The organism is Thalassobacillus cyri, assembly GCF_900107755.1.
GTDB lineage: Bacteria > Bacillota > Bacilli > Bacillales > Halobacillaceae > Thalassobacillus > Thalassobacillus cyri.
Genome location: NZ_FNQR01000003.1, coordinates 320,743 through 347,127, shown reverse-complemented (window position 1 = coordinate 347,127; position 26,385 = coordinate 320,743). Strand labels below are relative to the sequence as shown.

General features: G+C 44.2%; 29 protein-coding genes, 1 pseudogene and 1 riboswitch. Of the genes and pseudogenes, 21 read left to right on the top strand and 9 right to left on the bottom strand.

Features of this window, described 5'->3' with window-relative positions; translation table 11 throughout:
• Positions 1–37: 37 nt before the first annotated feature.
• From metH to metC, 3 genes are read right to left on the bottom strand one after another with little or no spacing between them, the layout of a single operon-like run.
• A complete protein-coding gene (gene metH / locus BLV00_RS05905; RefSeq protein ID WP_093043377.1) occupies positions 38–3,490 on the bottom strand; it encodes a methionine synthase in 3,453 nt (1,150 codons plus the stop codon).
• Positions 3,471–5,330 (bottom strand): bifunctional homocysteine S-methyltransferase/methylenetetrahydrofolate reductase, encoded by a 1,860-nt coding sequence (locus tag BLV00_RS05900; protein ID WP_093043375.1) that lies wholly within the window; start codon positions 5,328–5,330, stop codon positions 3,471–3,473. Before BLV00_RS05900 ends, metH begins: the two co-directional genes overlap by 20 nt.
• 3 nt (positions 5,331–5,333) lie before the next feature.
• Positions 5,334–6,515: a cystathionine beta-lyase gene (gene metC, locus BLV00_RS05895; protein ID WP_093043373.1), complete on the bottom strand. Its 1,182-nt coding sequence runs from the start codon at positions 6,513–6,515 to the stop codon at positions 5,334–5,336.
• A gap of 86 nt (positions 6,516–6,601) precedes the next feature.
• A riboswitch (SAM riboswitch) is annotated at positions 6,602–6,712 on the bottom strand.
• Between the two features lie 172 nt (positions 6,713–6,884).
• Here metC and BLV00_RS05890 point away from each other — a divergent pair.
• Entirely contained in the window at positions 6,885–7,361 is a 477-nt protein-coding gene (locus BLV00_RS05890) for a YkvA family protein (RefSeq protein ID WP_245728846.1), read from the top strand.
• Between the two features lie 259 nt (positions 7,362–7,620).
• Positions 7,621–8,523 (top strand): formyltetrahydrofolate deformylase, encoded by a 903-nt coding sequence (gene purU / locus BLV00_RS05885; RefSeq protein ID WP_093043369.1) that lies wholly within the window; start codon positions 7,621–7,623, stop codon positions 8,521–8,523.
• Positions 8,524–8,589: 66 nt separating this feature from the next.
• Here the strand turns inward: purU and BLV00_RS05880 are convergent, their stop codons facing one another.
• Both BLV00_RS05880 and BLV00_RS05875 read right to left on the bottom strand, forming a co-directional pair.
• A complete protein-coding gene (locus BLV00_RS05880; RefSeq protein WP_093043367.1) occupies positions 8,590–9,321 on the bottom strand; it encodes a MerR family transcriptional regulator in 732 nt (243 codons plus the stop codon).
• Positions 9,322–9,372: 51 nt separating this feature from the next.
• Positions 9,373–10,203 (bottom strand): ABC transporter ATP-binding protein, encoded by an 831-nt coding sequence (locus BLV00_RS05875; RefSeq protein WP_093043365.1) that lies wholly within the window; start codon positions 10,201–10,203, stop codon positions 9,373–9,375.
• A gap of 158 nt (positions 10,204–10,361) precedes the next feature.
• Between BLV00_RS05875 and BLV00_RS05870 the strand changes: the two genes are divergently transcribed.
• The 5 genes from BLV00_RS05870 to BLV00_RS05850 all read left to right on the top strand — a co-directional run bounded on the left by BLV00_RS05870 (position 10,362) and on the right by BLV00_RS05850 (position 13,167).
• Complete coding sequence (locus tag BLV00_RS05870; RefSeq protein WP_093043363.1) at positions 10,362–11,135, top strand: class I SAM-dependent methyltransferase; 774 nt, start codon at positions 10,362–10,364, stop codon at positions 11,133–11,135.
• Between the two features lie 103 nt (positions 11,136–11,238).
• Complete coding sequence (locus tag BLV00_RS05865) at positions 11,239–11,721, top strand: hypothetical protein (protein ID WP_093043361.1); 483 nt, start codon at positions 11,239–11,241, stop codon at positions 11,719–11,721.
• Positions 11,714–12,238 carry a GNAT family N-acetyltransferase gene (locus BLV00_RS05860; protein WP_093043359.1) on the top strand — a complete coding sequence of 175 codons (525 nt, stop codon included), beginning with the start codon at positions 11,714–11,716 and terminating at the stop codon, positions 12,236–12,238. Before BLV00_RS05865 ends, BLV00_RS05860 begins: the two co-directional genes overlap by 8 nt.
• 36 nt (positions 12,239–12,274) lie before the next feature.
• Positions 12,275–12,574 carry a TIGR04104 family putative zinc finger protein gene (locus tag BLV00_RS05855; protein WP_093043357.1) on the top strand — a complete coding sequence of 100 codons (300 nt, stop codon included), beginning with the start codon at positions 12,275–12,277 and terminating at the stop codon, positions 12,572–12,574.
• A gap of 92 nt (positions 12,575–12,666) precedes the next feature.
• Positions 12,667–13,167: a hypothetical protein gene (locus BLV00_RS05850; RefSeq protein WP_093043355.1), complete on the top strand. Its 501-nt coding sequence runs from the start codon at positions 12,667–12,669 to the stop codon at positions 13,165–13,167.
• A gap of 37 nt (positions 13,168–13,204) precedes the next feature.
• Here BLV00_RS05850 and BLV00_RS05845 read toward each other — a convergent pair whose 3' ends face one another.
• Positions 13,205–13,489: a hypothetical protein gene (locus BLV00_RS05845; RefSeq protein ID WP_176791344.1), complete on the bottom strand. Its 285-nt coding sequence runs from the start codon at positions 13,487–13,489 to the stop codon at positions 13,205–13,207.
• 147 nt (positions 13,490–13,636) lie between these two features.
• On the opposite strand from BLV00_RS05845, the gene BLV00_RS05840 reads away from it, so the two are divergent.
• Positions 13,637–13,867 (top strand): excisionase family DNA-binding protein, encoded by a 231-nt coding sequence (locus BLV00_RS05840; RefSeq protein ID WP_093043352.1) that lies wholly within the window; start codon positions 13,637–13,639, stop codon positions 13,865–13,867.
• A 542-nt stretch (positions 13,868–14,409) separates the two neighbouring features.
• Positions 14,410–15,870, top strand: coding sequence for an NADP-dependent glyceraldehyde-3-phosphate dehydrogenase (locus tag BLV00_RS05835; RefSeq protein WP_245728844.1), 1,461 nt, complete (start codon positions 14,410–14,412; stop codon positions 15,868–15,870).
• A 190-nt stretch (positions 15,871–16,060) separates the two neighbouring features.
• Here BLV00_RS05835 and BLV00_RS05830 read toward each other — a convergent pair whose 3' ends face one another.
• Positions 16,061–16,822 carry a cytochrome c oxidase assembly protein gene (locus BLV00_RS05830; protein WP_093043348.1) on the bottom strand — a complete coding sequence of 254 codons (762 nt, stop codon included), beginning with the start codon at positions 16,820–16,822 and terminating at the stop codon, positions 16,061–16,063.
• Positions 16,815–17,303, bottom strand: coding sequence for a DUF2243 domain-containing protein (locus BLV00_RS05825; RefSeq protein WP_093043346.1), 489 nt, complete (start codon positions 17,301–17,303; stop codon positions 16,815–16,817). Before BLV00_RS05825 ends, BLV00_RS05830 begins: the two co-directional genes overlap by 8 nt.
• Positions 17,304–17,448: 145 nt before the next feature.
• On the opposite strand from BLV00_RS05825, the gene BLV00_RS05820 reads away from it, so the two are divergent.
• Together BLV00_RS05820 and BLV00_RS05815 are read left to right on the top strand one after the other, a co-directional pair.
• Positions 17,449–17,838 (top strand): YuzC family spore coat inner layer protein, encoded by a 390-nt coding sequence (locus BLV00_RS05820; RefSeq protein ID WP_093043344.1) that lies wholly within the window; start codon positions 17,449–17,451, stop codon positions 17,836–17,838.
• A gap of 233 nt (positions 17,839–18,071) precedes the next feature.
• Positions 18,072–18,668 carry a YpjP family protein gene (locus tag BLV00_RS05815; protein WP_093043342.1) on the top strand — a complete coding sequence of 199 codons (597 nt, stop codon included), beginning with the start codon at positions 18,072–18,074 and terminating at the stop codon, positions 18,666–18,668.
• A gap of 112 nt (positions 18,669–18,780) precedes the next feature.
• On the opposite strand, the gene BLV00_RS05810 is transcribed toward BLV00_RS05815, so the two are convergent.
• Entirely contained in the window at positions 18,781–19,164 is a 384-nt protein-coding gene (locus BLV00_RS05810; RefSeq protein ID WP_093043340.1) for a RidA family protein, read from the bottom strand.
• 148 nt (positions 19,165–19,312) lie between these two features.
• Between BLV00_RS05810 and BLV00_RS05805 the strand changes: the two genes are divergently transcribed.
• The 10 genes and pseudogenes from BLV00_RS05805 (at position 19,313) to BLV00_RS05760 (ending at position 26,382) form a co-directional block, all read left to right on the top strand.
• Positions 19,313–20,545, top strand: a complete 1,233-nt coding sequence (locus BLV00_RS05805) for an MFS transporter (RefSeq protein WP_245728842.1) — start codon at positions 19,313–19,315, stop codon at positions 20,543–20,545.
• 110 nt (positions 20,546–20,655) lie between these two features.
• The gene (locus BLV00_RS05800; protein ID WP_093043338.1) at positions 20,656–20,961 is read left to right on the top strand and encodes a PadR family transcriptional regulator; all 306 of its coding nucleotides are present in this window, start codon (positions 20,656–20,658) and stop codon (positions 20,959–20,961) included.
• Positions 20,962–20,980: 19 nt separating this feature from the next.
• Positions 20,981–22,153, top strand: coding sequence for a chromate efflux transporter (gene chrA / locus BLV00_RS05795; RefSeq protein WP_093043336.1), 1,173 nt, complete (start codon positions 20,981–20,983; stop codon positions 22,151–22,153).
• Positions 22,154–22,279: 126 nt separating this feature from the next.
• A pseudogene (locus tag BLV00_RS05790) lies at positions 22,280–22,743 on the top strand (OsmC family protein).
• Between the two features lie 104 nt (positions 22,744–22,847).
• Complete coding sequence (locus tag BLV00_RS05785; RefSeq protein WP_093043334.1) at positions 22,848–23,273, top strand: DUF2935 domain-containing protein; 426 nt, start codon at positions 22,848–22,850, stop codon at positions 23,271–23,273.
• A gap of 142 nt (positions 23,274–23,415) precedes the next feature.
• Positions 23,416–23,874, top strand: coding sequence for an ASCH domain-containing protein (locus BLV00_RS05780; protein ID WP_093043332.1), 459 nt, complete (start codon positions 23,416–23,418; stop codon positions 23,872–23,874).
• Between the two features lie 64 nt (positions 23,875–23,938).
• Positions 23,939–24,361, top strand: coding sequence for a DUF1801 domain-containing protein (locus BLV00_RS05775; protein ID WP_093043432.1), 423 nt, complete (start codon positions 23,939–23,941; stop codon positions 24,359–24,361).
• Between the two features lie 107 nt (positions 24,362–24,468).
• Positions 24,469–25,341 carry an ABC transporter permease subunit gene (locus tag BLV00_RS05770; protein ID WP_093043330.1) on the top strand — a complete coding sequence of 291 codons (873 nt, stop codon included), beginning with the start codon at positions 24,469–24,471 and terminating at the stop codon, positions 25,339–25,341.
• Entirely contained in the window at positions 25,338–25,736 is a 399-nt protein-coding gene (locus BLV00_RS05765; RefSeq protein WP_093043328.1) for a hypothetical protein, read from the top strand. The genes BLV00_RS05770 and BLV00_RS05765 overlap by 4 nt, the downstream gene beginning before the upstream one ends.
• Positions 25,737–25,749: 13 nt before the next feature.
• Entirely contained in the window at positions 25,750–26,382 is a 633-nt protein-coding gene (locus tag BLV00_RS05760) for an ABC transporter permease subunit (protein ID WP_245728840.1), read from the top strand.
• Positions 26,383–26,385 lie beyond the last annotated feature (3 nt).

Here is a 26,385-nt window from a genome sequence, read left to right as displayed (position 1 = left end):
TCAAAAAGGCAGCGACTGAGTCGCTGCCTTTTCAAGTTTAATAGACATTGAAATACCTGGCATCTGGATGAGCGAACACGATGGCGGTGACGGAGGCTTCGGGCTCCATCATGAAGCCATCGGTCAGCTCGACGCCGATTTGTTCAGGCTTAATCAGTTTGAATAATTTTTCCTGATCTTCTAAATCCGGACAGGCCGGGTAACCGAAGGAGTAGCGCTGGCCTTGATATTTGGCTGAGAACCGCTGCTGCATCGTGAAATCGACAGGATCCGGGAATCCCCATTTATCACGCATCAGCTGGTGGACATGTTCGGCGAGGCCTTCTGCGGTTTCAAGTGCGAGTGCCTGCAGGGCATGGCTTTCCAGGTATTCGCCATGTTCCTTTAAGGCCTCTGCGCGGTCGCGAATCCCTTTTCCGGCAGTGACGGCGAAGAATCCGACATAATCCATTTCCCCACTGGATAGAGGACGCAGGTAGTCTGCCAAACAGAGGAACGGTTCCCGCGGCTGGCGCGGGAAGGTGAACCGCTCGATTTCCGTTTTTCCATCAGCCGGGTCATAGATGATGACATCGTCTCCGTCCGATTGGGCAGGGAAAAATTGATAGAGAGCAGATGGCTCGATCCAGCGCTCCATTTTAGCTTTCGTCAACAAATCGTCGACTACGCCCTTCAGGTGGACGGCTTTTTCATTATTCTCTGCTATCAACCTGGAAAACTTGCCTTTCAGTCCAAGGTGGTGACCAATCAGCATTTGCATATTGATATAGGGTTCAATGTGGTCGACGGAATAATTCCGGAGCACATGCTGTTTATAATCCTGTGGCTGGTAGACAGGTACCTCGGTTGAAACGGCAGACTTCGGCTTGACGGCTACTGCAGTCCCCCCTTGAGACTGCTCTCGTTCCGCATTTTTGGCGAGGGCAGCCTGCTGTTTTTCATGGAGTTCGCCGACCAGTACGTCCCGTTCTTCTTTGTTGCTGAGACGGTTGGACAGCGCCAGACCATCCATCGCATCTTTCGCATAAAAAACCGGCCCTTCATATTGCGGCAAGATTTTGGTCAATGTAAATTTACGGGACAAAGCAGCTCCGCCGACAAGAATCGGAATGGAAATCTTCTGGTGCGTCAGGTCCTGTGCGGTCAGCACCATTTGCTGGGCGGATTTGACGAGCAAGCCGGATAACCCAACAAAATCAGGATTTTCCTGGTTGATTTGATTAATCAGCTCTGACGGAGTCACTTTGATACCAAGGTCGACCACTTCGAAGCCGTTGTTGCTTAGAATGATTTCGACGAGATTCTTTCCAATGTCATGGACGTCGCCTTTGACGGTGGCGAGCAGAACTTTCCCTTTTTTACTCGAGGAATCCGCAACTTCCATGTGAGGTTCGAGGAATGCAACGGATGCCTTCATCACTTCTGCACTTTGCAGAACTTCTGCAACAATCAGCTGGTTATCGTTGAAGAGGCGCCCAACTTCTGCCATACCGTCCATCAGCGGACCATTGATGACTGCAAGTGGAGTAGGGTACGCTTCAAGAGCCTGTTCTAAGTCAGGAAGAAGTCCCTCCTTCGTTCCCTCGATGACATAATGTGCAAGCCGTTCGGCAAGTGTCATTGTCTCGGTTGGAACTTTCGTTTCTTTTTTCTTGCCACGGTAAAAGGCGGTAAACGCCGCCAGTGTATCGTCATTAGTATCAAAAAGCAGCTTATTGGCTTGCTCAATTTCTTCTTTCGGAATAGAAGCATACCTTTCTAATTTTTCCGTGTTCACAATCGCGTAATCGAGTCCTGCTTTTGTACAGTGATAGAGATAGACCGCGTTCAGCACCTCACGTCCTACAGGCGGCAGTCCGAAAGAGACATTGCTGACGCCAAGCACCGTCTGGCATTCCGATAAGTCTTCTTTTATCAGGCGAATCCCTTCAATGGTAGCTTCGGCTGAACCGATATACTGCTCATCCCCGGTGCCGACTGGGAAGACGAGTGGATCAAAGATGATATCGGCTGGGTCAAGGTCGTATTCGCCAACAAGGATATCATAGGAACGTTTGGCTACCTCTAGCTTTCGCTCAGCAGTGACCGCCATCCCTTCCTCGTCAATCGTACCTACAACCACCGCCGCTCCGAATTTTTTCACGACCGGCAGCACTTCTTTGAAGCGTTCCTCTCCGTCTTCGAGGTTGATCGAGTTAATAATCGCTTTACCCTGGGAAAACTTGAGCGCTTTCTCGATGACCTCCACATCCGTCGAGTCGATGACTAAGGGCACCTTCACTTTGTTGACGACTTGCTTCATGAATGCTTCCACATCCTGCGCTTCATCACGGTCAGGGTCGGCAAGACAGATATCGATGACCTGGGCACCTTTTTTCACCTGTGCACGGGCAACTTCCGATGCTTCCTCGAACTTCTCCTCAGCAATCAGCCGTTTGAACTTACGGGAGCCGATGACATTAGTCCGTTCACCGACAAGAATCGGCCGGTCATTTTTGTCATCATAAATGAATGGCTCGATTCCCGAAACGGCATGGGGATGAGTATCTGGCGCGGTCCGTGGTTCCAAACCTTCCACAGCTTCAGCGATCGCATTAATGTGGTCTGGTGTCGTCCCACAGCAACCTCCGACAAGATTCAGCCAGCCTTTTTCCGCAAAACCGGCAATTTTTGCAGCGAGTGACTGTGGTGTTTCATGATAGTTTCCTTCTTCATCGGGAAGTCCGGCATTTGGATAACAGCTCGTTGCTGTTGTCGCCAGGTCTGATAAGGAGCGGAGGTGATCGCGCATGAATTCTGGTCCAGTAGCACAGTTCAGGCCGACCACAACCGGGTTCATATGCTCCAGTGAAATATAAAAGGCTTCAATGCTTTGGCCGGCAAGTGTCGTCCCCATCGGCTCGATTGTTCCTGAGATGATTAGTGGCAGTTCAGTGCCAGTCGCTTCAAAAGCTCTTGTGATTCCGAGGTAGGCTGCCTTTACATTCAGCATATCCTGAGATGTTTCCAAAAGCAGCAGGTCGACACCGCCGGTAATCAGGCCGCGAGCCTGTTCTTCATAAGCTTTTGCCAAGGCATCGAAGGTTGTTCCCCCTGTGACGGACAAGGTCTTTGTCGTCGGCCCCATCGCACCAGCTACAAATCGTGGTTTCTCTGCCGTTGTAAAAGAATCAGCTGCCTCTTTGGCTAGCTGTGCTGCTTTGATGTTGATCTCCTCAGCAAAGTGGCCAAGGTCATATTCGTCCAAAACTAGGCTCGTCGCCCCAAAGGTATTGGTCTCGATAATATCAGCGCCTGCTTTCAGGTATTCGGTGTGAATTCGTTCCAGCACATGGGGAGCAGTGATATTCAGGTATTCGTTGCACCCGTCATAAGCTTCCCCGCCAAAGTCTTCCGGGGTCAGGTCTGCCTGTTGAAGCATCGTTCCCATCGCACCATCCAATACTAAAATTCTTCTGGCCAGATGTTCCTTAAATGATGTGGATGCCATTGGAAATCTTCCTTTCCTGCTTTTCAGTTTGTTGTTTGATGTATTCCGTCAATTCTACCGTCATTTCATAACGTAGAAAAGGAGTGATCAGATAGATGCCATTAAATAAATCAAGCGCAGCGTCAATCAACGATTTGGCAATCGCGATCCCTTCTGCCTGGGAAAGTTCTTTATCGTGGCTGTGCTTTTCCATGCTTTCCCGGATTTCTTGTGAAAGCTTGATACCTGGAACTTCATGATGTAAAAATTCCGCGTTCCGTGAACTAGTCAGCGGCATGATGCCAATATAGATAGGTGTTGTGAGGTGTTTCGTAGCTTCATAGACTTCCACCATCTGTTTTTCACAGTACACCGGCTGGCTGATGAAATAGTCGGCGCCATAAGAAATCTTTTTCTCTAAGCGGCCGACAGCCCGGTTCAGGTTACGTACATTCGGATTGAACGCAGCAGCAACCGAAAAATCAGTTTTTTCCCCTAAAGATTTACCAGAAAAGGAGATGCCTTCGTTAAGCTGCTTGATGTAGTGAATCAGATCGAATGACGATAAGTCATACACCGAGGTAGCCCCGGGAAAGTCCCCGATTTTCGTAGGGTCTCCGGTTACGGCAAGCACCTCACGGATGCCAAGCGTGTGCAGTCCCATCAGGTGAGATTGGAGGCCGATCAAGTTCCGATCACGGCAGGCGATATGGACAAGCGGGTTGATCGCGTACTCTTGCTTGATGATTGTCGCCATCGCCGTATTGCTGATACGGGGAGAGGCAAGGGAATTGTCCGCCAGCGTGACCGAATCGACACCGGCATCTTTCAATGCCTTTGCTCCGCGCAGATATTTTTCGGTGTTCAGTTTTTTCGGCGGATCGAGCTCGACAATAATAGAACGTCTTTCCTTTGCTATATCATGGAGGTGATCCTCTCGATTACTGGCGTCCGCCTGTTTCGGGACAGAAGGATGTTTAATAGGGACTACTTTATCAGTAATCGGCTGTCTGCCTTTCACTTCTTTTGCGACCGCTGCAATGTGTTCCGGGGTAGTTCCGCAGCAACCGCCGATCAGACGTGCACCCTGGCGGTATAAATCCAGCGCGCTCGTTCGGAAGTAAGTTGGATCAGTGGGATAAATCAATCTTCCATCCTCGTAATCTGGCAGACTGGCATTCGGATATGCGGAAAGCACTGCTTTATCAGGTAATGGAACGTCTTCCAATGATTGAATCATATGATAAGGCCCAAGCCGGCAGTTGACACCGACAACGTCAGCACCTTTTTGTTCCAACAGTTGAAGCGCATCCATAAGCGGCATGCCATTCTGCATGACGCCGGGCTCATGCATCGATACTTGCGTAATCAATGGAAGATCGGTTTCTTGTCGTGCAATTTCTAAAACCGTCGTCAGTTCTTCCAGGTCATAGAAGGTTTCAAAAATCAGTCCGTCTATATCCTCCATCAATAGGCAATAGAGCTGCTCGCGGAAACTGCGTTTCAATTCTTCCATTGATGGGATTTCTTTTTGTATATCCCGGATGCCACCTATGGTACCTACTACATAGGCGTCTTCACCGGCCGCCTCTTTTGCCAGCTGGACGGCAGCCGTATTGATCGCTTTAACGTGATCTTCCAACCCATAGCGGGATAATTTAATATAATTGGCCCCATACGTGTTTGTCTGAATGACATCTGCGCCTGCACGGACATAAGCTTTGTGAACATTCCGTACTTCTTTGGCATGGGATAAGTTCATTTCTTCGAAACAGCGGTCGACCCCGTAAGAATAGAGGAGGGTTCCCATCGCACCGTCTCCGATTAATGTTTTTTCTTGAAGTGCTTGATCTAATCTCATTCGTTATCCTCCTAGTTCGACTTCCAGCTTGGTGGTTTGCTGCAATGCATGGTCAAAATCTTTGATGATATCTTCGGCTTTTTCGAGACCGACAGATAGGCGCAGCAGTCCGTCGGTGATGCCCCGCTTCAGCCTTTCTTGTTCAGGCATGGATGCATGGGACATTTTCGCCGGGTAGGAAAGAATGGATTCCACAGCTCCCAGACTTACGGCAAATACCGGAATTTCTACGTGTTTAGAAAATTCTCGAACGGCCGCTTCATCTTTTAGCCGGAACGAAAGGACAGCACCGGAACCGTACGCTTGATAATTATGGGTCGAATAGCCCGGGTGAGTAGTAAGGCTTGGATGATATACTTCTTCGACCAATGGATGATCGGCTAGATACTTTGTAATTTTGATTGCTGATTCGGTGGACTGTTTCAACCGGCAGTCCAGTGTCTTCAATCCGCGTAAAACGAGCCAGGAGTCATGCGGGCCAAGAATCGATCCGAACGCATTCTGCAAATATGGGAGCTGAGCGGCGATCTCCGGATGGTTCGTAACTGCAAGACCGGCCACGACATCACTATGCCCCGCAATGAATTTAGTGGCACTGTGCAGCACCAGGTCGGCACCAAGTTCCAGTGGCCGCTGCAGGGCTGGGGTCATAAATGTATTATCGACAAAAGTGTAGCAGCCGTGCGCTTTTGCGAGCTTTGCGACAGCGCTGATATCGGTTATGTTTAAGAGAGGATTTGCTGGTGTTTCGATGTACACTACTTTAGTATTCGGCTGGATGGCTGTCGCAACAGCATGCAGATCCGTCATATTTACGAAAGTATGCTCGATTCCGAACCGGTGCAGGACATCGTGAACCAGCCGGAATGTGCCTCCGTAAACATCTTCTGTAATGACCACATGGTCATTTTTGGACAACATCATGAACGAGGTTGAAATGGCAGCCATGCCGGAGGCGAACGCAAGCCCTTGATTGCCGCCTTCGAGTCTGGCAATCTCTTCTTCCAAGGCTTCTCTTGTTGGGTTTCCGGAGCGGCTGTAATCATATTTTCCCGGATTGTCAAAGTCTGCTTGATGAAAAGTGGACGCCTGCTGGATTGGCACGCTTACTCCGCCCGTAGTCGGGTCGAACTTATGATTTCCATGAAGCACGCGTGTCTGAAAAGAATACGAATGATCGGTCATTTATAATTCCTCCTCGTTGAAAAATCATGGGTAAATATAAAAAAAGCCTTCCCATAAGAAGAAGACTTTGTAATGATAAGTTCCTCTTCTTATCTTCCAAGTTGTTGGTACAACTTGCTGGAATTAGCACCTTTCTGGTATCACCAGTGGTTGCTGAGGCTTCAACGGGCCAGTCCCTCTGCCTCTCTAGATAAGAAATAATCGAGTTAGTATTTAATTGGTTCTCACTAACTTACACTAAAGCGATGAATTTTACAAGGGGAAGAAGTGAATTTTTCGAATTTTCTAGTAGAAGAGAATGATTGACAACGGTGTAATCGGGGAAGGTAAAATAAATGTACTACTTTTTTCGAAAAGGAGAATCAGATGATGAGTAAAGAAAAAGAATATAATGAAAAACTGAAGAATTTCAATCCCGCCAAAGCAGTGAAAACAGGGCGTAAATATTTTTCTGAGAACAAATTTTTTGCCAAAATGGGTCGCTATGCCTTATTGCTCGGCTCCAAGATCGCTTACTATAGTTTTCTTTTGTATTACACATTCAAGAGCCCGAAAACCCCGAAAAAAGACAAGCTTACGGTAGCAGGGGCACTTGGATATTTGATTTTCCCGGCCGATGTTATTCCTGACTTCATTCCTATCGTCGGTTTTGCAGATGACAGCCTTGCTATCATTTATGCCATTTACAGTGTTGTTTCCCACATTGATGAGCCGATTAAAGCACAAGCCCATGCCAGCATGATCAAGTATTTCGGCAAAAACTTCAGCAAAGTTGGTATTGATGAAAGATTCATTCCTAATGATTTCGGTGATGACGAAGAAGGAAATCATTCGCAGGCTCAATAATTAATTGGGCAGTTGCAAATAAATGAATAAAAGCAAATATACCTTTAATCTCGCAAATATATCCGGAAAGTCGCTAATATAAGCGAAACCCAGCAATTTAAATCACGCCTATCCTCCATTAAAAGGGGGCAGGCTTGGTCAAATCAATCCCCTCCTCAAGTGAGGGGATTTTGATTTGCTGTCAGCTGCTATTTTGTTATAGGATAAAGCGAAAAGCTAAAGGCTAAACTAACTTTTAATACATGCAAAGGAGATTACTATGCCTGAAACTACACACCAACACCTACACAATTTTCAAGAAGCGAATAAAGATAAGGGACGACTACTGATCTGTTGTCCAGACCAGCCGGGGATTGTCGGGGCTGTTTCTAATTTCCTTTTTCAAAACGGAGCCAACATCATGGAGTCCAGCCAGTATACGACCGATGCTTATGAGGGCACATTTTTCTTGCGGATTGAATTCGATTGTCCTGGATTACAGGGGAAAGAAGAAGAAATGAAGAGTAAGTTTCGGGCTGTTGCCGAAAACTTCAACATGAAGTGGGATATAAAATTCGTTTATGAACTGAGGAGAACGGCAATTTTTGTCTCCAAACAGCTGCATTGCCTGCGTGAGCTTTTATGGGAATGGCATAGCGGCGAGTTAGTAACTGATATTGCCCTTGTTGTCAGCAATCATGAGGATGCAAGGGAATTGGTAGAATCATTTGGCATCCCGTTTCATCATATCCCAGCCAATAAAGATATTCGCAAGGAAGCAGAGGCGAAACAGTTGGAGCTGCTGGAAGAATATAACGTTGACCAAATCGTTTTGGCTCGTTATATGCAAATCCTGACACCTGATTTCGTAGCCGCTTATCCATCACGGATCATCAATATCCACCACTCGTTCCTGCCGGCATTCGTTGGGGCGAATCCTTATGGGCGTGCTTATGAACGAGGAGTAAAACTGATTGGTGCGACCTCCCATTATGTCACTAATGATCTGGATGAAGGGCCGATCATTGAGCAGGATATCATGCGTGTCGACCATCGTGACCATGCAGAAGATATGAAAAAAATCGGCCGTAAAGTCGAACGTAGTGTACTTGCCCGTGGTGTGAAATGGGATTTGGAAGATCGCATCCTTGTGCATAAAAACAAAACAATCGTATTCAATTAATGATAAAAAATATGGAGGTCCTGGGGTGTTTCACTAATACCCCGGGGCCTCCATATTATGGAATGATTAGTCTGATTGTCGGTTATCGGTATAAACAGCCATGGCATCCGCCATGAATTGGGCCAGGGCTTCACCGAACTGATCTATATTTTTCGTGAAACGTTCGTCGGCGATATACATCTGTCCCAATCCCTTGAAGGCCTCCAGTGAATAGCTGCCGATTTCATTTAAGAGGCCATACCATTTAGCAATAGCTTCCTGAGCTTCCTTAGAAGCAGGGTCCTGGTGACGTATCGATGCCAGTTCCCGGTACAATTCATTGATTTCTTCCTGCTTTGCTTCGCTCATCCCATTGACCTTCCTGTTGGCCTCATCTACTGCCCTATCTCCCCAGCATTCCCGTGCTTCTTTTTCATAAGGATTATGACTGAAATCAAATCCTTTGAATTTATCTTCTGCAGTCATTTCAATTTCTCCCTTCCAATGTTGGAGTGTTTTTTCAACCGTATCAATCACCTGATCCAGGCGTCGGCGTTTTTCCACCAGCATTTTCTGGTGCATTTCCAACGTTTCCTCCCGATCGAAGGAAGGGTCCTCAAGAATCATTTTGATCCGTTTAAGCGGAAAACCAACTTCTTTGAAAAATAGAATCTGCTGCAGCGTTTCGAGGTTGGCATCGGAATAGACCCTGTAGCCGGCATTTGTGGTCATGTCTGGCTTCAACAGCCCGATTTCATCATAATGATGCAGCGTGCGCACGCTTATACCAACCAGTTCAGCAACTTCTTTTACTTTCATATTCGGATCCCTCCCATCGCTTTCACTATAAGCTATCACGTAACGTGAGAGTCAATAACTATTATTAAAATCAATGGATGGATTGATATTGTGTGATTGTACACGAATCCAGGGGCGGCCGTTATCCCACTCAAGAGCTAATGGAAGTTCAAGAGTTTCTTGTAAGCTACCCTCGGTTAACGTTCTGTGTTTTTCTCCACTAGCCACTATACGTCCAGAATGAAGCAGCAGAGCATGTGAAATCGATGGAATGACTTCTTCCGTATGGTGAGTCACGTAGATCAAGGTGGGACCGTCAGCTGAATGATTCATCTGATCAATTGTCTGAAGCAGCTCTTCTCTTGATAAGATATCCAGTCCGCTGCATGGCTCGTCCAGAATCAACAGTTCTGGTGACGCCATCCACGCACGTGCTATCATGGTTTTCCGCTTTTCACCCTGAGATAGGGAAGAGAACTTCTGCCCGGCAAGATGCCCAATTCGGAATTGTTGTAAAAGGTGGTTGGCTCTGTTTATATCTTCTGCTGTGATTTCATCATAAATACCGATGGTGGCATGTTTTCCGCTCAACACCACCTCGCTGGCAGTTTCCCCGCCATGATGCTTGAAGCGTTCATCCAGTGAAGTGCTGACCCAGCCGATAGATTTACGCAGCTCCAGTATATTTGTTTCGCCAAACCGACGGTCTAATACGGTAACTTCTCCATTGGTTGGCCATTGGTAGCCGATAATCATATTGAGAAGGGAGGTTTTGCCTGAGCCGTTCAACCCCAGCAGTGCCCAGTGTTCTCCTTTTTCAACATTCCAGGTAATATCTTTTAAAATGGTTTTATCCTTCTGCTTCCATTCAATTCCTTTCAGCGAAATAATTTGTTCGCTCATGCCTGCACCTCCTAGTCGTTTTTGTTAAGGTAACACATTCTCGAAAGGATGGGAAAAACCTTTTTCATGAGGAATAAGGATATTAATGGAAAAATTATTAGTGTTATATGCTAAAGTATTAAGTGGAATAGTTTTAATTGAAAAGGGAGAAGACGGATATGAAACTAGTAAAACATAATCAAAAAGCTTGGGATAAAAAAGTGGAAGATGGAGTCGTCTACACAAAACCGGTAAGCAGTGAAACAATTGAAAAAGCGAAAGCAGGGGAGTGGGAAATAACAGTCACCACTGAAAGACCAGTGCCAAGATCATGGTTTCCATCCTCTTTAAAAGGGATCAAAGTTCTTTGTTTAGCTTCCGGGGGAGGGCAGCAAGCCCCTGTGTTAGCAGCTGCTGGAGCAGATGTATCGGTAGTCGATATATCCGATATGCAATTGGAACAAGACAGGTTTGTGGCTGAAAGGGGAGGGTTATATCTAGATGCGATACAAGGCGATATGTCTGACTTGTATTTCTTTGAGGATGGTTCGTTTGATCTCATCGTCCATCCGGTTTCAAATGTATTTGTAGAAAGTATATTGCCTGTATGGAAAGAGACTTATAGAGTTTTAAAGAATGGCGGCACGCTTATAGCCGGTTTCACTAATCCACTTTTGTACCTGTTTGATGATGACCAGGAAGAAAAAGGCATCCTCGATGTGAAACACTCGATTCCGTTTTCAGGTCTTACCTCAATTTCGGAAGAAGAACTACAGTGTCATGTGGAAAATAACCGGACGGTCGAATTTGGTCACACATTGGAAGAACAAATTCAAGGCCAAATCGATGCTGGATATGTAATCACTGGTTTTTATGAAGATGATTTCGGTGGAAAACGCCTGATTGATAACTACATCAAAACCTTTATCGCTACAAAAGCCGTCAAAATATGATGGGAAATAGAGATCATTCACTCGAAATTGAAAATTATTGCGCGGGAAATAATTAATATAGTCGGTAATATGGCGATTTTGTTGAAAACGGGGTGGGAATTCTATGAAGTCGAATCAGAGCTTGTATCTGTTTATGCTTATTTTTTTGCTGGTTGGATGTAGTGATAGTAGGGAGGACGCACAACCATACCAATTTCATTTGGTCTTGAGTGGTGAAAGTGAACATTGGGAAATAGAAGGTTATGAGCTCCAATATGACGAGAAACGGTATAAGTCTGGAAATGGCAAGTTGGCAATGAAAAACATAGAGGAATATGTTTCTGATTACTTATCTATGAGAATTCAGGTTGTAACGCATGGAAAGGATAAAAGAATTCAAAGTTATTCCGTATCGGGCAGCGATATGAATATTGTCAATCACCAAATTGGTACGATAGAAGGAATTAAAATGGACAGCGATGAAGTTATCAAAAAGGAAGATATCGATCAGATATATGCAACTATTATTTGGCGGGAAAGTCAAGAAAAAAAGGATTTAAAAGAAAGAATATTACTATATGAGAGAGAGGCCGATAGTTTTGATTGAACTTCAGTATTTTACGCAGGATGATTTTGAACAACTAATTCGGTGGATAGATTCAAAAGAGTTCATGATGCAGTGGGCCGGCCCTTCTTTGCATTTTCCATTAGATGAGCACCAGTTGACAGAATACATTTCAGGGGCCAATCATGACCAGGCAGAAAAATTCATCTACAAAGTCGTACATACAGAAACAGGTGCCGTGATTGGTCACATTTCCTTGGCAAGTATAGATAGAGATAATCGTTCAGCAAGAATTGGCAGAGTTTTGGTAGCCGATGAGAATTATAGAGGGCAGGGAATCTGCCAAGAAATGATTAAAAGAGTTGTGAAATTCGCATTCGATGATTTAGGGATGCACCGTGTTAGTTTAGGTGTGTTCGACTTCAATGCTTCAGCAATTTCTTGTTATGAAAAGGCAGGCTTCAAAAAAGAAGGGCTGCTTCGTGACTACAGGAAAGTCGGGGATGAATACTGGAGCCTGTGGGAGATGAGTATCCTTGAGCACGAATGGACGGGCTAATATTTATAAATAAAATTGGTAAGGGAGGCCATCAACATGCCAGTGTGTGATAATTGTAAAAAGAAATGGACTTGGAGAGAAACGGTTTTCAGTAAATTGATGCTAAGCAGTAAAGCAGCGTGTCCTTACTGTGGAGAAAAGCAGTATGCATCTGCTAAGACGCGGAAGCGTGGAGGCTTTATGGTTTTATCTGTAATAATACCGATGTTTGTCGTGTTACTATTTAATTTTTCTATGTTGTTCTATATTGTTTTTGGAATGATCATATTTATGGTCGTCATGGGTCTTTCTCCATTTTATTATGAGCTTAGCAGTAAAGAAGAACCATTGTGGTAATGATTAACGACTCTCTTCCAGCACTGATTATGCCGGATGGAATTAGTGAAATAGCGTAATTAGCAAGAGCTTGTTGTTCAGAAGGAAAAAAGGTGAAAGTGAAATTTTCGGTGGCTTTGTTGCTCACTATAGGTCTGTTGCTTACTGGATGCACTTCAAAAGATAAAATGGACTTTTATGATCAAACTTACAGCATTGATTTATCTGCAGAAGAAATCCAAGAAGTTTCTTTAGGTGCCTCGGAGCAAAAACTTGTAGCAGTTTTCGGTACACCTGCGAAAGTGGAAGAGGTGGATACCCCACCGAGCCGTTACTATGTCTATAATAATTTAGAATTCAAGGTGGAGGATGGAAGTATCATTGGCTATATTCTTTCGCATGAGCGCCATGCTACCGCCCGTAATGTAACCATTGGGGCTACAAAAGAACGCGTCATTGAATTATATGAAAAAAATTACCATGAACGTACAAAGACAGGAGCTGCAATAATTGGATACTTTGATAAACAGCTGGCGAAGAATATTGAATTTACATTTAATGAGGAAGTTTTGATTGGAATTATGGTTTCTGCTATAAAAAGCGGAGCCCATTAAGATTGCACTCCGCTTAGATTTAAACGGGAGTAAAATATCACGTGAGATCATGATATCGTTTTTCATTAGACCTCCAGCTGACCCAGCCATATAAAGCTCCGGCAATCAGCCCGATGACAATCCGTTGTACAACATAGTCGAAAGTTATGCTGTCTTCCCGGAATGCCTGGAACAGGAGGGAAACCAGTACAAAAACGCCCCCGAACCCAAGCAGGCCATAAAGGGCTATGTATTTCCCTTTTCCTGCCTGTCTCGTTTTCTCCCATTTAGATTTTCTCCGATCGTCTGTCATTTTGTCACCACTCTCTATGAGTTGTCTCATATAAGCAAGCATTATATAAAACAATTATACCAAAATGATAAAGTGATATAATATTCATCAACAGTCTATTTCAGTTTCGACACATACTTTTTAAAGAAAACATAGGATGGTTAGCTGTGATAAATCTTATTAGGAGCAGGTGATCTAATGTATTTGACGATACAGGAAACTGCTGAATATCTGGATGTCCCGGTATCTTATATTCATAAATTGGTTATAGAAAATAAAATAAAAAGTATTGATGATGGTCAACAGGTGTTGATCAATAAGAATCAGTTTTCTAATTATTTTGAACAAGTGGAGAAGTACCGTGCTAAGCTCCAGGAATATTTGAGCGAGCCGCTGCCTCCTGATCCGGACATCAAAGATGAAGACTGAAAAGCAGAGCCTGCGTGCTCTGCTTTTTTGTCTGTCTAGGAAAATATAAAATTTAATGATGGTGAATAACTTTTTGAAGATGACTGAATCCAGCTCCGATGCATAGGACGTGCTAGTGCCGATGTCGCCACACTAGAACTACTTCTTTGAAAGTACTTCGCAGAAAAAGACAAAGTCTTTTTTGAGGACGTGGCGTTTTCATCGGCCAGCGCCTACCCCTCGAGGTCTTTAGTCAATTCTCTCTGTGATTAGGAAAAATCGGCTTATCGCCAATGGTTTATGGCGAAAGCCTTCGTTTTACTTATCCTTTAAACCTTTATTAAACTTAATTGGAATGAAAGTAAACAAAACGTCACGGCGAGTCTTGGCTTAAACTTGTCGGGGGTGAGCAAGGCGCTTGCGCTTTTGTTCCTTATAGTGATACCACACAACCATTCAAATTCCTGGAACTTTATCACATTAACGTGAAAAACTAAGGATAAGCAAGTATAACCCTCGCTATTTGAGCTAGAAGCGGTTATTCCTAAAATGTTACCGCTTTATTGCGGTTTGAGAAATTATGGCTCATCCCTAATAATCAGAATAATCCAATTTTGAAGGAGTGGTACATTATCAGCATGACAGTGGAGAAAGAAAAAGTGGTTTATTCTGTAGCAGGAGAAGAAGCAATCGGGTCATTTTCATTGATGTCTCAAGAAGAAGTCAATCAGGCGATAACAAAGGCGAGTAAAGCCCAACAGGCCTGGGCCGAAACAGAAGTATATAAGCGAGCGGACATTCTACATAAATGGGCCGATCGTTTACTCGAACAACAAGAGAAAATTGGTACGATGATTTACAAAGAAGTAGGAAAAAACAAAGCTTCTGCGATGAAAGAAGTAAAACGAACGGCCGATTTGATTCGCTATACTGCTGAGGAAGGATGCCGTATTCATGGCGACATGCTCCGTGGTGATTCATTCCGAGGCGGAAGCTCTAACAAAATAGCGATGGCGGACCGCGAGCCCCTCGGTGTCGTTTTAGCAATATCCCCATTCAACTATCCAGTTAATTTAGCCGCATCAAAAATTGCCCCAGCATTGATTTCTGGAAATTCAGTAGTTTTCAAACCAGCATCTCAAGGTGCTTTAAGCGGCCGTCTCATGATTGATGCTTTGCTTGAAACTGAAATTCCAGAAGATATTGTCCAACTGGTGACAGGGAAGGGCTCTGAAATCGGAGATTTTATTGTTACCCATCCAGAAATCAGCATGATCACATTTACAGGAAGCACGGAGGTCGGTCAATCCATCTCTGAAAAAGCGAAAATGATTCCTGTTGTTCTAGAATTAGGCGGAAAAGATCCGGCAATCGTTTTGAACGATGCTGATCTTGACTTAGCGGCCGACCAAATCGCAAGCGGTGCTTATTCTTATTCCGGTCAGCGCTGTACAGCCATCAAACGGGTCTTGGTCGCTGATTCAGTCGCCGACCAGCTCTCTGAAAAAATCAAACAGAAAGTGGAAGGTCTGACGGTTGGAAATCCGCAAGACGACGCTGCTGTAACCCCGCTGATCGATGGCAAAGCAGCGGACTTTGTACAAGGCTTGATTAATGACGCTCTTGAAAAAGGTGCGAAATTAGTAACAGGCAACAAACGGGAAGGCAACCTGATTTATCCGACATTGATCGATGAAGTAACATCCGATATGGATATTGCCTGGGAAGAGCCATTCGGTCCAGTACTTCCAATTATTCGAATCACTGATGAAAAAGATTTCGTAGCCGTTGCCAATGAATCTCAATATGGCTTGCAGGCGAGTATTTTCACAGCAGATGTCCAAAAAGCAATGGACATCGGAGGAAAGCTTCACGTTGGATCTGTTCAGTTGAATGCAAAAACGGAGCGTGGCCCAGATCATTTTCCATTCATTGGAGCGAAAAATTCCGGACTGGGTGCACAGGGCATACGCCGAAGCATCGAATCCATGACCCGTGATAAGCTATTTGTTCTAAATATGTAAATTCGTTAAAAGCGCCAGCCGTAAAGTTACCACGGCTGGCGTTTTTGACGTTTAGCCAATAAAATGAGGGATTAGCTAATATATTTAAAAAATAGCCAATATATACGAAATTCAGCCAATAAATCTAAGGTTTGGCCAATAAAACGGAAGCAGAACCCCTCGAGGGCTCTGCTTCCGTTTAACTATCCTGTCATGTTACTTGTGCTGCACGTTTCCGAGGCCGTGCCGCCTGGTACCAATAGAGAAAAAGCAGGAAGATAATTACAACATCGATCATATCACCGCCGTAATACATCAGCCTGCTTCCAGCCTGTGCCTGGTCAGCCGGCACCCCGGAAGGCGGATTGGCGTAAATGAATTTTGATAAAATGCCATGACCAGCAAGAGCAATCACCAGCACAATCGCCCGGTAACGGTAGCTGAAACGGTGCGGGATCGGGTCGATGTAAATCATCGAGATAGTAAATAAGTATCCAGCTAAAAAAACATGAATGTGTATGAAAACATGTAAGATTATACTATGGTGCATCATCATATAAAGATCAGTAGTGTAAAGCAGCCACAGGCCGCCGATATTCAGAATCGTCGCTGTCACCGGGTTGCTAAGTACACCGACAGGCTTACTTCGAAGCAGTCTTGTCAGTCGCCGTGCTCCTTTTACAGGCAACGTTCTGAGGAGCAGAGACATGGGGGCAGCCAGCGCCATTAATAGGGGGGCCAGCATTCCTAAAAACAAGTGACCGAGCATGTGTGCAGTAAAGTCAGTGTGCGCGCGCTCTGCTATTGGTCCGGCAACTGATAGAATGGAAAAAGAGACCCCAGCCGTCCATAAGACACTGCGGTATAATGGCCAACGTCTATGGTGGTTGGAAAGATAGACTGCAAGCATGTAAAACCCAAACAATAATACAAAGGGGACACCCAATACAAAAGCAACAATAGTATTATTCATTGGAAAGTGGGTTGGTCACTCCTCCCGTACCAGCCTGACGCCGTGTCTTTAACAAGATGATGGAACCAGTAATAACCATAAGAATCGCCGTGATATTCCAAACCAAATCATAAGGAAGAATGTCGACGTTGTAACGGATTTGGTGCAGCTGCATGAGTTTGTGCTGGACGGTCCCATCATACAATTGGAAGGCGCCCATTCCGAGTAATACGCCACCCCACCATCTGGTTTTCCATAGCGCCTGCCGCCTTCGGAGATCGGCATACATGAAGAGGCCGCCGATTGTCGCAAACCAGCTGAACGCATGAAAGAAACCATCCGATACGATACCAATTTCGGTAGTTGATTTATCATAAAAATGGTGCCAATTCAGCAATTGGTGGAAAACAGATTCGTCAAAGAAAACGACGAGTCCAAGCCCGAATAAGAAACCTGACCATAGGTTGCGGGAATAATAAGAATTTCGTGCACCGTTGGCCATAGAATTCTCCTTTTTAAAATGATCTGTAATGGTTTATATCCCAATATTGGAAAGATAAAACAATCGCATGAAAGAACAACTTCCGGATGCCATTGTTATGCATATACTTTTAGGAGAGTGAAAAAGAAGGGGAGGACACATTAAGATGTATCCGATCTATTATCCATATGTACCGTACTATCAGTCTGGATATGGGTATCTTCCTTATGTTCCAACGAGGTATCCGGAAGAACCGTCCTATCCACCGGTGGATTCTGCCATGTTTTCTGATTCTGCAGCAGCTATGGAAAAATTATTGGATGAAGCGAGCCTTGTCCTGCACCGCCTTGCTGAATCAAAAACATTCGCCCATGATGTGATGGCGGCAGCCCAGGTCAATGACATGGAAAAAGTCGATGCCCTATTGAAATCGACAGGTATTCATTCCGGTGTCCAAACAAAAGTGAATCCCGATGGGCTCAATCTGCAGCTTTCCTCTGAAGTAGAAGGCATCGATTGCTGTCATTTGACGATTGCCCTCAGGTGGAGGCTTTGAACAAAAAGGGGCCAGGTCGTTCTACTGGTCCCTTAAAACTTTTATACTTCAAAAAAGCTGAATTTTGTTAAAGCAATCAAACTAAGGCTTTCGCTATATGAACTTAGCAATAAGTACAGGTTTTCTAATTTGAAAAAATTTTGAAACTTTTTTATAGGAAACTCGTATAATATATGGACAAGCCTTCGTAACATGGTAGAATTTAAGATAGTACATAAAAGGGAGTAATTCATATGAAGCTCTGGTTTAGAAAAGTTTCTGTCGTATTAATTGCAATTCTTACCCTTGGTTTATATATACCGCCGACATATGCTGATGCGGAGACCCCTACAAAAAAAGAGATAGCATCTCCGAAGGAAAAAGAAGATGCCTACATACCAGCTGAAGCAGTTATACCAGAGGAAGAAACAACCCTGGAACCTCCGTCGAATGATTATTTGGTCAATGTCCTGACAGAGCGTGCCAAAGAGCAGGCGGTCACAAAGTTAGGACCTAAAATCGCCACTAAAGTGGAAGATGAGTTTGCTTCTGTCATCCTGCCTGGCATCGAAGAAGTGGTAACAGCCCTTTTAGAAGAAGCGGAAGAGGAAGTACCGTATTATGAAATTTCAGAGCAGCCTGCGGCAGGATATGGAGAGAAGATTTTCCACCTTTCCGACTATCGTACAAAAGAAGAGATTGCCAGATTTGATGTACGCCGGGAAAAGCGTCCAGGTGAAGGATACTGGTTTAATTTCCACTATCATCTGAGCAAGGATGGATTTGAGAAGCATCATAATATCGGTGAGATATATTGGGATAAAAATACACCACCAAAATGGATGGCCTGAACACCTTCTTTTGTGAGGGTGTTTTTTTATTAAGTTGATTACTCTATAGAGTCGCCCAATAAAAGCACGTTTCGCCTAATTCAAAAAAACCGAGCCCACGGGCCCGGCTTCATTATTTTTCTTTTACGGCAATCGCTTCGATCTCCACTTTCGCACCCTTAGGCAATTTGCCTACTTCAACCGCTGCACGGGCAGGGTAAGGCTCGCTCAAAAAGCTGGCATACACCTCATTTACGACAGCAAAATCGTCCATGGAATCAAGATAGATGTTCGCTTTTGCGATATGGCTGTAATCGAGGCCTGCTTCTTCCAGGATACCACCGAGGTTTTTCATAACCTGCTGTGCTTGTTCTTTCACATCGTCTGAGACGAATTCCTGTGTGGATGGATCGAGTGGAATCTGACCGGAAATATAGATGACATCTCCGACATCGACTGCCTGTGAGTAAGGGCCGATAGCGGCAGGCGCTTTATCTGTAGCGATTGGTTTGAACATGCTTTGTCACTCCTCTTATGTATGATTATTTCTATCCTAACACGAGTATGGAAAATTCGGAATCGATTAACTTTGGTCCTTTAAACTCTTGTAGTGGGAATAACGAAATGATATTTTCATATACAAGAGTGTGATAGGAAGTGATTTTTTGGGACAACAACAGCGTACATATAAAAATGGCTACACTTCAAAGGATAAACCATTCTGGATGGCGATCATCGCACTTGCGGCAGCCTCGATCATGACTTTTTCCAACATCTATATGCTTCAGCCGATCCTGCCGATATTCACCCGGGAGTTTGATGTATCGCCGACAGCATCCAGTTTATTAATCTCGCTTACGATAGTTTCCTTGATCATCGGGCTGCTTGTATTCGGCTTGATGTCTGATCGTTGGGGCAGGGTGAAATTGATGAAAGTCACCATACTTCTCTCAATCATCCCGCTGTTCATCATGCCTTTCCTGGAATCTTTCGCACTTCTGCTAGTACTACGGTTCATTCAGGGTTTTTTTGTTGCAGGATTGCCGGCGGCAGCAATCGCCTATATTGGAGAGGAATTCGAACAGCGCAGCGTCCGAATCGGGATTTCCTTTTATATCGCAAGCAACGCAGTCGGCGGCATGTTCGGGAGGGTATTCGTTGGCTATATAGCCGAGTATGCCTCCTGGCAGATGTCCTTATGGCTGCTGTTTGTGTTAGAAGCGTTATTCTTCCTAGCATTCCTAATCCTTCTGCCAAAGTCGCGGAACTTTGAAACGAGCGAACTTCCAATCAAAGAAGATCTGGCGGGGATGTTCATCCATTTGAAAGATAAAAACCTGATTCCGGCATTTTATATGGGGGTTGTCATCCAATTGGCGTTTACCGGTATCTGGACTTATCTTCCATTCTACTTGAGTGAGGCACCTTTCTATTTGTCGATTGGTACCATTACATTCGCTTATTTTGCTTATGGATTGGGACTGGTAAGCTCGCCGGTTGCCAGTAAACTGTCTCTTTCTTTCGGTATGGGGAAAGTTGTGATTACGAGCGTTCTCGTCATGCTTACAGGGATTGTCCTGACTGCGGTACCGATTGTAGCGCTTATATATACAGGTCTCGGTCTGATGTGTTTCGGTTTTTTCGTCGTCCATTCTATGGTGGCAGCCTCCGTTAATCAGACTGCTACCCATCATAAAGGGGGAGCGTCCAGTATTTATCTCGTAAGCTATTATATCGGCGTTGCAACAGGCGGGACATTGACCGGATTTCTCTGGGGAGCAATCGGCTGGCTCGGAGTCATAGCGTTAGCTGTACTGCTGATTCCAGGGGTGTTATGGGGGTCGACAGACATACCTGCGTACTGTTTGATTCATAATCGCATTGACCTAATCAAATAGAATCGCTCAGGCGTAATGCCTGGGCATTTTTTGTTGACAAGGGTGGTAGTGTTGTATACAATCAATATCGGAAATCGATATTGATATCCGATATTGGAAGGGGCAAACTTATGGATAATAAAATTTTGAGGAAGTTATTCTTGGGTTTTATCCACATTCATATCCTGCATCATGCGAAAGAAGAAGCGATTTATGGCTCATGGATGCTGGAAGAACTTCGGGAGCATGGTTATGATATCAGTCCTGGAACGTTGTATCCGATTCTCCATCATATGGAAGTTGATGGCTTATTAGATAAAGAAGAAAAAAATGTAAACGGAAAAATCAGAAAATATTATCGGATTACCACACAGGGAGAAACCATTCTCGAAGAGGCGCGCACGAAGGCGTATGAATTGTTTAAAGAAATCAAGTGAAAGGCGGGAATAAAGGACGATGAAAAGACTTCTGGAAATCTTAGCAGTATCAACAAAACTCGGGCTTACTTCTTTCGGTGGGCCAGTCGCTCATCTTGCTTACTTTAAAGATGAGTACATCGACCGCAGAAAATGGCTCGACGATAAAACATACGCAGACATCATTGCCTTGTGCCAGTTTCTCCCGGGACCAGCAAGCTCGCAAGTCGGTATATCCATCGGCATGCTGCGGGGAGGTATCCTGGGTGGTTTTGTCGCATGGTTCGGTTTCACTGTTCCTTCGATTATTGTGCTAATTATTTTTGCCATGTTGTACCAGACTTTTACGTTAGGGGATGCCGGGTTCATCCACAGCCTGAAAGTAGTTGCGGCGGCGGTGGTATTACATGCATTAATCGGATTAGGAAAAAAGCTGACTCCGGACAAAACGCGAATAGCAATCGCTCTCGTTGCAGCAGCGATTATGTTATTATATCCGTCCGCATGGATGCAGATCATGGTTATCGTCGCGGCTGGATTGCTCGGAATAAAACTGTTCAAAGACAAAGCAGAATCAAAAGTGCAGACGTTCAAGGTTAATATTTCTAAAAAACTTGGAATCACGTCGCTTGGCATACTTGTGTTTACGCTTGTCATGTTGCCGGTATTAACAAAAATGATAGACAATCCGCTCTTAAGCATTTTTGATACCTTTTTCCGTGTCGGCTCGCTAGTCTTCGGAGGCGGCCATGTTGTGCTTCCGATGATCGAACGGGAAATCGTACCTCAGGGATGGCTGACAGCGGATGAATTTCTGGCTGGCTATGGAATGGCACAGGCAGTCCCTGGCCCGTTATTTACCTTTTCCAGCTACCTTGGAACGATGATGGAAGGAATAGCAGGCGCAATCGTTGCCACCATTGGTATCTTCCTGCCTTCCTTTCTATTGATTATTGCTGCTTTACCATTTTTGAATGAATTGCGAAAAAGAAAGGATTTCCAAGGTATCCTGATGGGTGTCAATGCCAGCGTAGTGGGTATATTGCTGGCGGCATTCTATGACCCGGTAATCAAAAGTTCTATTTTCGATGCCACTGATTTTGCCCTGGGAGCGATACTGTTTGCATTATTGAATATTTGGAAAGTGCCTGCCTGGATGATTGTGATTCTTGGTGTGGCAGGCGGTTATATTTTTAGTTTCATCAATTTTTAAAAGCTGCAGGTAAACTGCAGTTTTTTTTTATAAAACATTGCTCAACATTTCACAATTTGTCCATGGTTTTCTCCTCAGGAATGATTATAATAAAAGTATACGAAGATACCGGAAGGGGTAATCAACATGCCGAATACAACTTTTTATGCAACTGCAGAACTACAAGAAGGAATGCAGGTCAAAGCAACATCCAGAAATTTTGAAGTGACATCGATGAACCAGCACAAATGGGGGGAACCAACACTGGTATGAATCCAGTGGAACTGTTGTTAACCGCCCTGGGTGCCTGTCAGGCGATTGTTGCACGTGCCTATGCCCGACAATTTGATATAGCGTTTGATGATTTCAGGGTGGAGATAGCCGGAGACCTTGATACAGACGGTTTTATGCATAAATCTGACGTACGTAGCGGCTATAGCGACATCCGATATACGATTCACATCGAGACAGACGCACCACGAGAGAAAGTGGCAGAGTTCATAGCTTTCATTGAAAAAACATGCCCGGTAGGCGATACGATAGCTAACCCAGTCAATCTGAAGCTGGATGATTTCGTTATCAACAACAAAAAACAAGCAGCTGCAGGATAAGGACAAAGATAAGGACTAGCGATCACACTCCTCGATTGCTAGTTCTTTTTTTGTCTGTGCCCTTCATATAGTAAAAGAGAAAAATAGGATGGAGGGGTACGTCTATGCAATTTTACTATGGACACCAAATGCCATTGCGTGTCCTTGACGAAGCAGAGTTTTGGAAACATCAGGAAGAGGAGCATACCGTCGTCATTCGGGAATTAGTACCTAACCTGGAACAAAACTATGTACAAGCATTAGCCCAGTGGGAAAAAGATTTCGCGGTTGCTCACCAACAAGTGGTCCGCTATATTGAAACAGTAAACCGATCGAAAGGACAAGTTACAACAAAGCTATACCAGGATATTATGCAGCTCGTCTCATTCTGTCTCTCACAAAGCCAGCAATTCATCAACTTCTGCCGCAGCTTAATGGAAGAAAGTGAACCCATCCGTAATAACCCGACCGCCAAAGTAGTATTGAATCATATCATTGTTGAATCGGAATATTTTATTGGGGTCGCCCAGACAATCTTGTACCAGTGTTAGAATTATCGGTGCATCCTGTTGATAAAGGGGTGCACTTTTTTTATTACTTTTAAAAGGGGATTACAGGAAATAGTAGAATAACTAAATTATTACCTTTTATGGAGAAGGGTGATGGGTAAAGTTGAGAGAGGGAGAATTGGATATGAATATAGCATCACAAAAATATTGGCATGACTACTTAGTTGAACATCCCGAAGCAAAAACAACTTCTGTAACCGCCTGGCAATTTGGGGCTGATCCGGATGAGCTGGCGCAGTTAGTGATTGCCGGTTACAAAACCGCTACATGCTCTGGGTACGTTTTCTATGAATTGGAAAGCGAGCCTCTTCCGGCAACTGGGGAATATAGCATCATCCTGAACAGTGAGGACTTGCCAGTTGCCATTATTAAAACTATACAAGTAGAAATTTTGCCGATGAATGAGGTATCGGAAGAGTTTGCGATTGCAGAGGGAGAAGGCGATCGAACCTATCGTTATTGGCGGGAAGTACACGAAAGATTTTTTAAACAAGAATTAAAAGAAATCGGAATGGAGTTTTCTGAGAATATGCTGCTCGTGTGCGAGCGTTTTGAACTAGTGGATATCAATGAAAAGTATTAATCAACCTTTCGCTGAATGTATCAAGGCATATAAGCTAAATTTCAATGAATGAGGGGTGTGGACGATCGCATATGAACTGAAAACCAAGCAAAACGATCACAGTGTCCTTGATTTTATCGAAAATGTAGAAAGTCCGAAGAAGCGGGAGGATGCCTCCCAGCTATTAGACATATTTACCGAAACGACTGGGTACCAGGCCCACATGTGGGGTACGAGTATCATTGGCTTCGGCAGCTATCATTATAAATATGCTTCTGGCCACGAAGGTGACGCCCCATTGGTCGGTTTTTCTCCACGGAAAGCGAAGATCAGCCTGTACTTTGCCACCGGGGATGACAATGAAGAACTGCTGAAAGATTTCGGTAAACATACCAAAGGGAAAGCCTGTGTTTATATCAATAAATTAGCTGATGTAGATGTAGATGTATTAAAGAAATTGATCCATCAATCTGTGAACTTCCTGCAAAAGCCATATCCTGATCAATAATTCACCGATTAGGGCGGATGGAGTCACAGCCTTTTTTCATTAGGGTAGTCAGTAGGATGATCTTCCTATAAAATAAAAGGAAAAGGTTGTTATCGGAGGATACATCGATGAAATGGGGATCATACATAGCACGAGAGGTGACTAAGCCTCTTTTTTTAATCGTTGGTATATTTATTGTAAGCGTTTCACCCTTGTTTATGTATGTGGAGGGTTTTGTGTGGCCTGGTTTGCAAGTGTTCACTAATGTATGGAAGCAATTGATGGAGCCGGGTTCCTTGATATATGTCAACCCGACATCCGGGGTCGAAAGAGATTTATTTCCTTTCATATTAAAAGCATTCGAAAGTTCCATGACCATTTTGGGAATCGCGCTTTCTGCTTCATTTTGTATCGCGCTTCTTGGAACGATACTCTTATGGCGGGCTCCTAAAAAGGTATATAACGCTTTTGTGGCTACAACCTCTTTTTTGCAAAGCATTCCAGATATAGTGTTTGTAGTAGCAGCACAAATGCTATTAGTCTGGCTGTATCAGAAAACGGGGATAAACGTTGCGAAAGTTTCAGGTGCTGGTGCTGAAGAAGCTGTCCTGGCACCAGCGGTAGTATTGGCGGTATTGCCGACGATGTATTTCTTCCAATCCATGCTGGAACTGGTAGAAGAAGAACGGAAAGAACATTATTATGAACTTGCTGTCAGCAAGGGGTTGAGTAAATCCTACATATTGTTCATGCACATTTTGAGAAATATGTTCGTCCGGCTAGCCTACCAGGCAAAATTTCTGGTCAGTATCATGATCAGCAATCTCCTGATCATTGAGTACCTGTTCAACAATCTTGGAATGACATCCTTTTTATTAGATTATTCCCAGCCTCCAGTATTCTTCGTGACAGCTTTACTTTTTTTCATTCCGATTTACCTTTTTCTTAAGTTGATTGAGTTAGTACTTTACTGGTCAACGAAGCAGGAGGTCTCCTTATGATGGAGAAAACTGTCAGACAACCGCTGCTGGTAGCTGGTCTTGGATTTATTGTTGTTATGTTGGCGGCAAGTTTTATACATATGGGTTTCTTTGATTCTTACGTAGCTAAAACACCTTATCTATATGACAGTGAAAATAATATGATCGGTGCCCCGTTCGCTCCTTTCGACTATTCTATTCTGGGGACAGACTTTAATGGCAATCACCTTATTTATTATATATTGAAGGGTGCCAAATACACGATCTTAGGTGCTTTTTCCATTGGAATGGTGAGCTTTTTTGTTGCTTTTATAATCGGGGTACCTCTTGGTTTTAAATTTAAAGGAACAGCCAAAGTAGTAGAAAACACTATTTCCGGTCCTTTATTTTATACCTGCCTCACTTATTGCTTATAATTTGTTAAAACCTTTGCTTTGGCAACCATTTGAAGGGTTTCCGACAAGCCTTACTTTCCGGCTCACGTTGGAAGTACTGGTTATCAGCATGTTGCTGATTCCACCTGCTGCTATATTGATCGCAAGTGAAACGAGTGTCATTTTAAAAAGAGATTTTGTCATCTCCAGTAGAGTATTAGGAGGGGATCCTTTCCATTTATTCCGCTACCACTTGTTCCCTCACCTGAAGCAGAGTTTCATTAACTTGTTTACCAGGCAAACGATTCAAGCCATTTTAGTAATGACTCACTTAGGAGTATTTGAACTCTTCTTTGGAGGAACGCTTATAGATTACAGTTTGATGGGAGGCCGTCCGGTTCCAGTCACCTACGATTGGGCTTCACTGATTGGTATGTATTATTATAATCTACAGACTCATGCACCCTGGTTAGTAGGGATCCCTTTGATTTTTCTTGTATTGTTCGTCCTCTCCCTGCTTGGGATTGCACGTGGAGCAAAGAATATCATAACCCCCGCACTCCTTCCTGCAGGGCTAAGAGATAAGGTGCCAACAGAAAAGAGCACAGAGCCACAAATGAATCCCTCTAATTTTGTAATGATAAGTGGATCAAATTCACATAAGGAAAACCATGGTGAGGAAGGATGACGT

Excerpts from the sequence above, each read along its gene's own strand:
- metH (WP_093043377.1), bottom strand. The coding sequence starts at position 3,490 with ATGGCATCCACATCATTTAAGGAACATCTGGCCAGAAGAATTTTAGTA.
- BLV00_RS05900 (WP_093043375.1), bottom strand. The coding sequence starts at position 5,330 with ATGAGATTAGATCAAGCACTTCAAGAAAAAACATTAATCGGAGACGGT.
- metC (WP_093043373.1), bottom strand. The coding sequence starts at position 6,515 with ATGACCGATCATTCGTATTCTTTTCAGACACGCGTGCTTCATGGAAAT.
- BLV00_RS05890 (WP_245728846.1), top strand. The coding sequence starts at position 6,885 with ATGAGTAAAGAAAAAGAATATAATGAAAAACTGAAGAATTTCAATCCC.
- purU (WP_093043369.1), top strand. The coding sequence starts at position 7,621 with ATGCCTGAAACTACACACCAACACCTACACAATTTTCAAGAAGCGAAT.
- BLV00_RS05880 (WP_093043367.1), bottom strand. The coding sequence starts at position 9,321 with ATGAAAGTAAAAGAAGTTGCTGAACTGGTTGGTATAAGCGTGCGCACG.
- BLV00_RS05875 (WP_093043365.1), bottom strand. The coding sequence starts at position 10,203 with ATGAGCGAACAAATTATTTCGCTGAAAGGAATTGAATGGAAGCAGAAG.
- BLV00_RS05870 (WP_093043363.1), top strand. The coding sequence starts at position 10,362 with ATGAAACTAGTAAAACATAATCAAAAAGCTTGGGATAAAAAAGTGGAA.
- BLV00_RS05865 (WP_093043361.1), top strand. The coding sequence starts at position 11,239 with ATGAAGTCGAATCAGAGCTTGTATCTGTTTATGCTTATTTTTTTGCTG.
- BLV00_RS05855 (WP_093043357.1), top strand. The coding sequence starts at position 12,275 with ATGCCAGTGTGTGATAATTGTAAAAAGAAATGGACTTGGAGAGAAACG.
- BLV00_RS05845 (WP_176791344.1), bottom strand. The coding sequence starts at position 13,489 with ATGAGACAACTCATAGAGAGTGGTGACAAAATGACAGACGATCGGAGA.
- BLV00_RS05840 (WP_093043352.1), top strand. The coding sequence starts at position 13,637 with ATGTATTTGACGATACAGGAAACTGCTGAATATCTGGATGTCCCGGTA.
- BLV00_RS05830 (WP_093043348.1), bottom strand. The coding sequence starts at position 16,822 with ATGAATAATACTATTGTTGCTTTTGTATTGGGTGTCCCCTTTGTATTA.
- BLV00_RS05825 (WP_093043346.1), bottom strand. The coding sequence starts at position 17,303 with ATGGCCAACGGTGCACGAAATTCTTATTATTCCCGCAACCTATGGTCA.
- BLV00_RS05820 (WP_093043344.1), top strand. The coding sequence starts at position 17,449 with ATGTATCCGATCTATTATCCATATGTACCGTACTATCAGTCTGGATAT.
- BLV00_RS05815 (WP_093043342.1), top strand. The coding sequence starts at position 18,072 with ATGAAGCTCTGGTTTAGAAAAGTTTCTGTCGTATTAATTGCAATTCTT.
- BLV00_RS05810 (WP_093043340.1), bottom strand. The coding sequence starts at position 19,164 with ATGTTCAAACCAATCGCTACAGATAAAGCGCCTGCCGCTATCGGCCCT.
- BLV00_RS05800 (WP_093043338.1), top strand. The coding sequence starts at position 20,656 with ATGGATAATAAAATTTTGAGGAAGTTATTCTTGGGTTTTATCCACATT.
- chrA (WP_093043336.1), top strand. The coding sequence starts at position 20,981 with ATGAAAAGACTTCTGGAAATCTTAGCAGTATCAACAAAACTCGGGCTT.
- BLV00_RS05785 (WP_093043334.1), top strand. The coding sequence starts at position 22,848 with ATGCAATTTTACTATGGACACCAAATGCCATTGCGTGTCCTTGACGAA.
- BLV00_RS05780 (WP_093043332.1), top strand. The coding sequence starts at position 23,416 with ATGAATATAGCATCACAAAAATATTGGCATGACTACTTAGTTGAACAT.
- BLV00_RS05770 (WP_093043330.1), top strand. The coding sequence starts at position 24,469 with ATGAAATGGGGATCATACATAGCACGAGAGGTGACTAAGCCTCTTTTT.
- BLV00_RS05765 (WP_093043328.1), top strand. The coding sequence starts at position 25,338 with ATGATGGAGAAAACTGTCAGACAACCGCTGCTGGTAGCTGGTCTTGGA.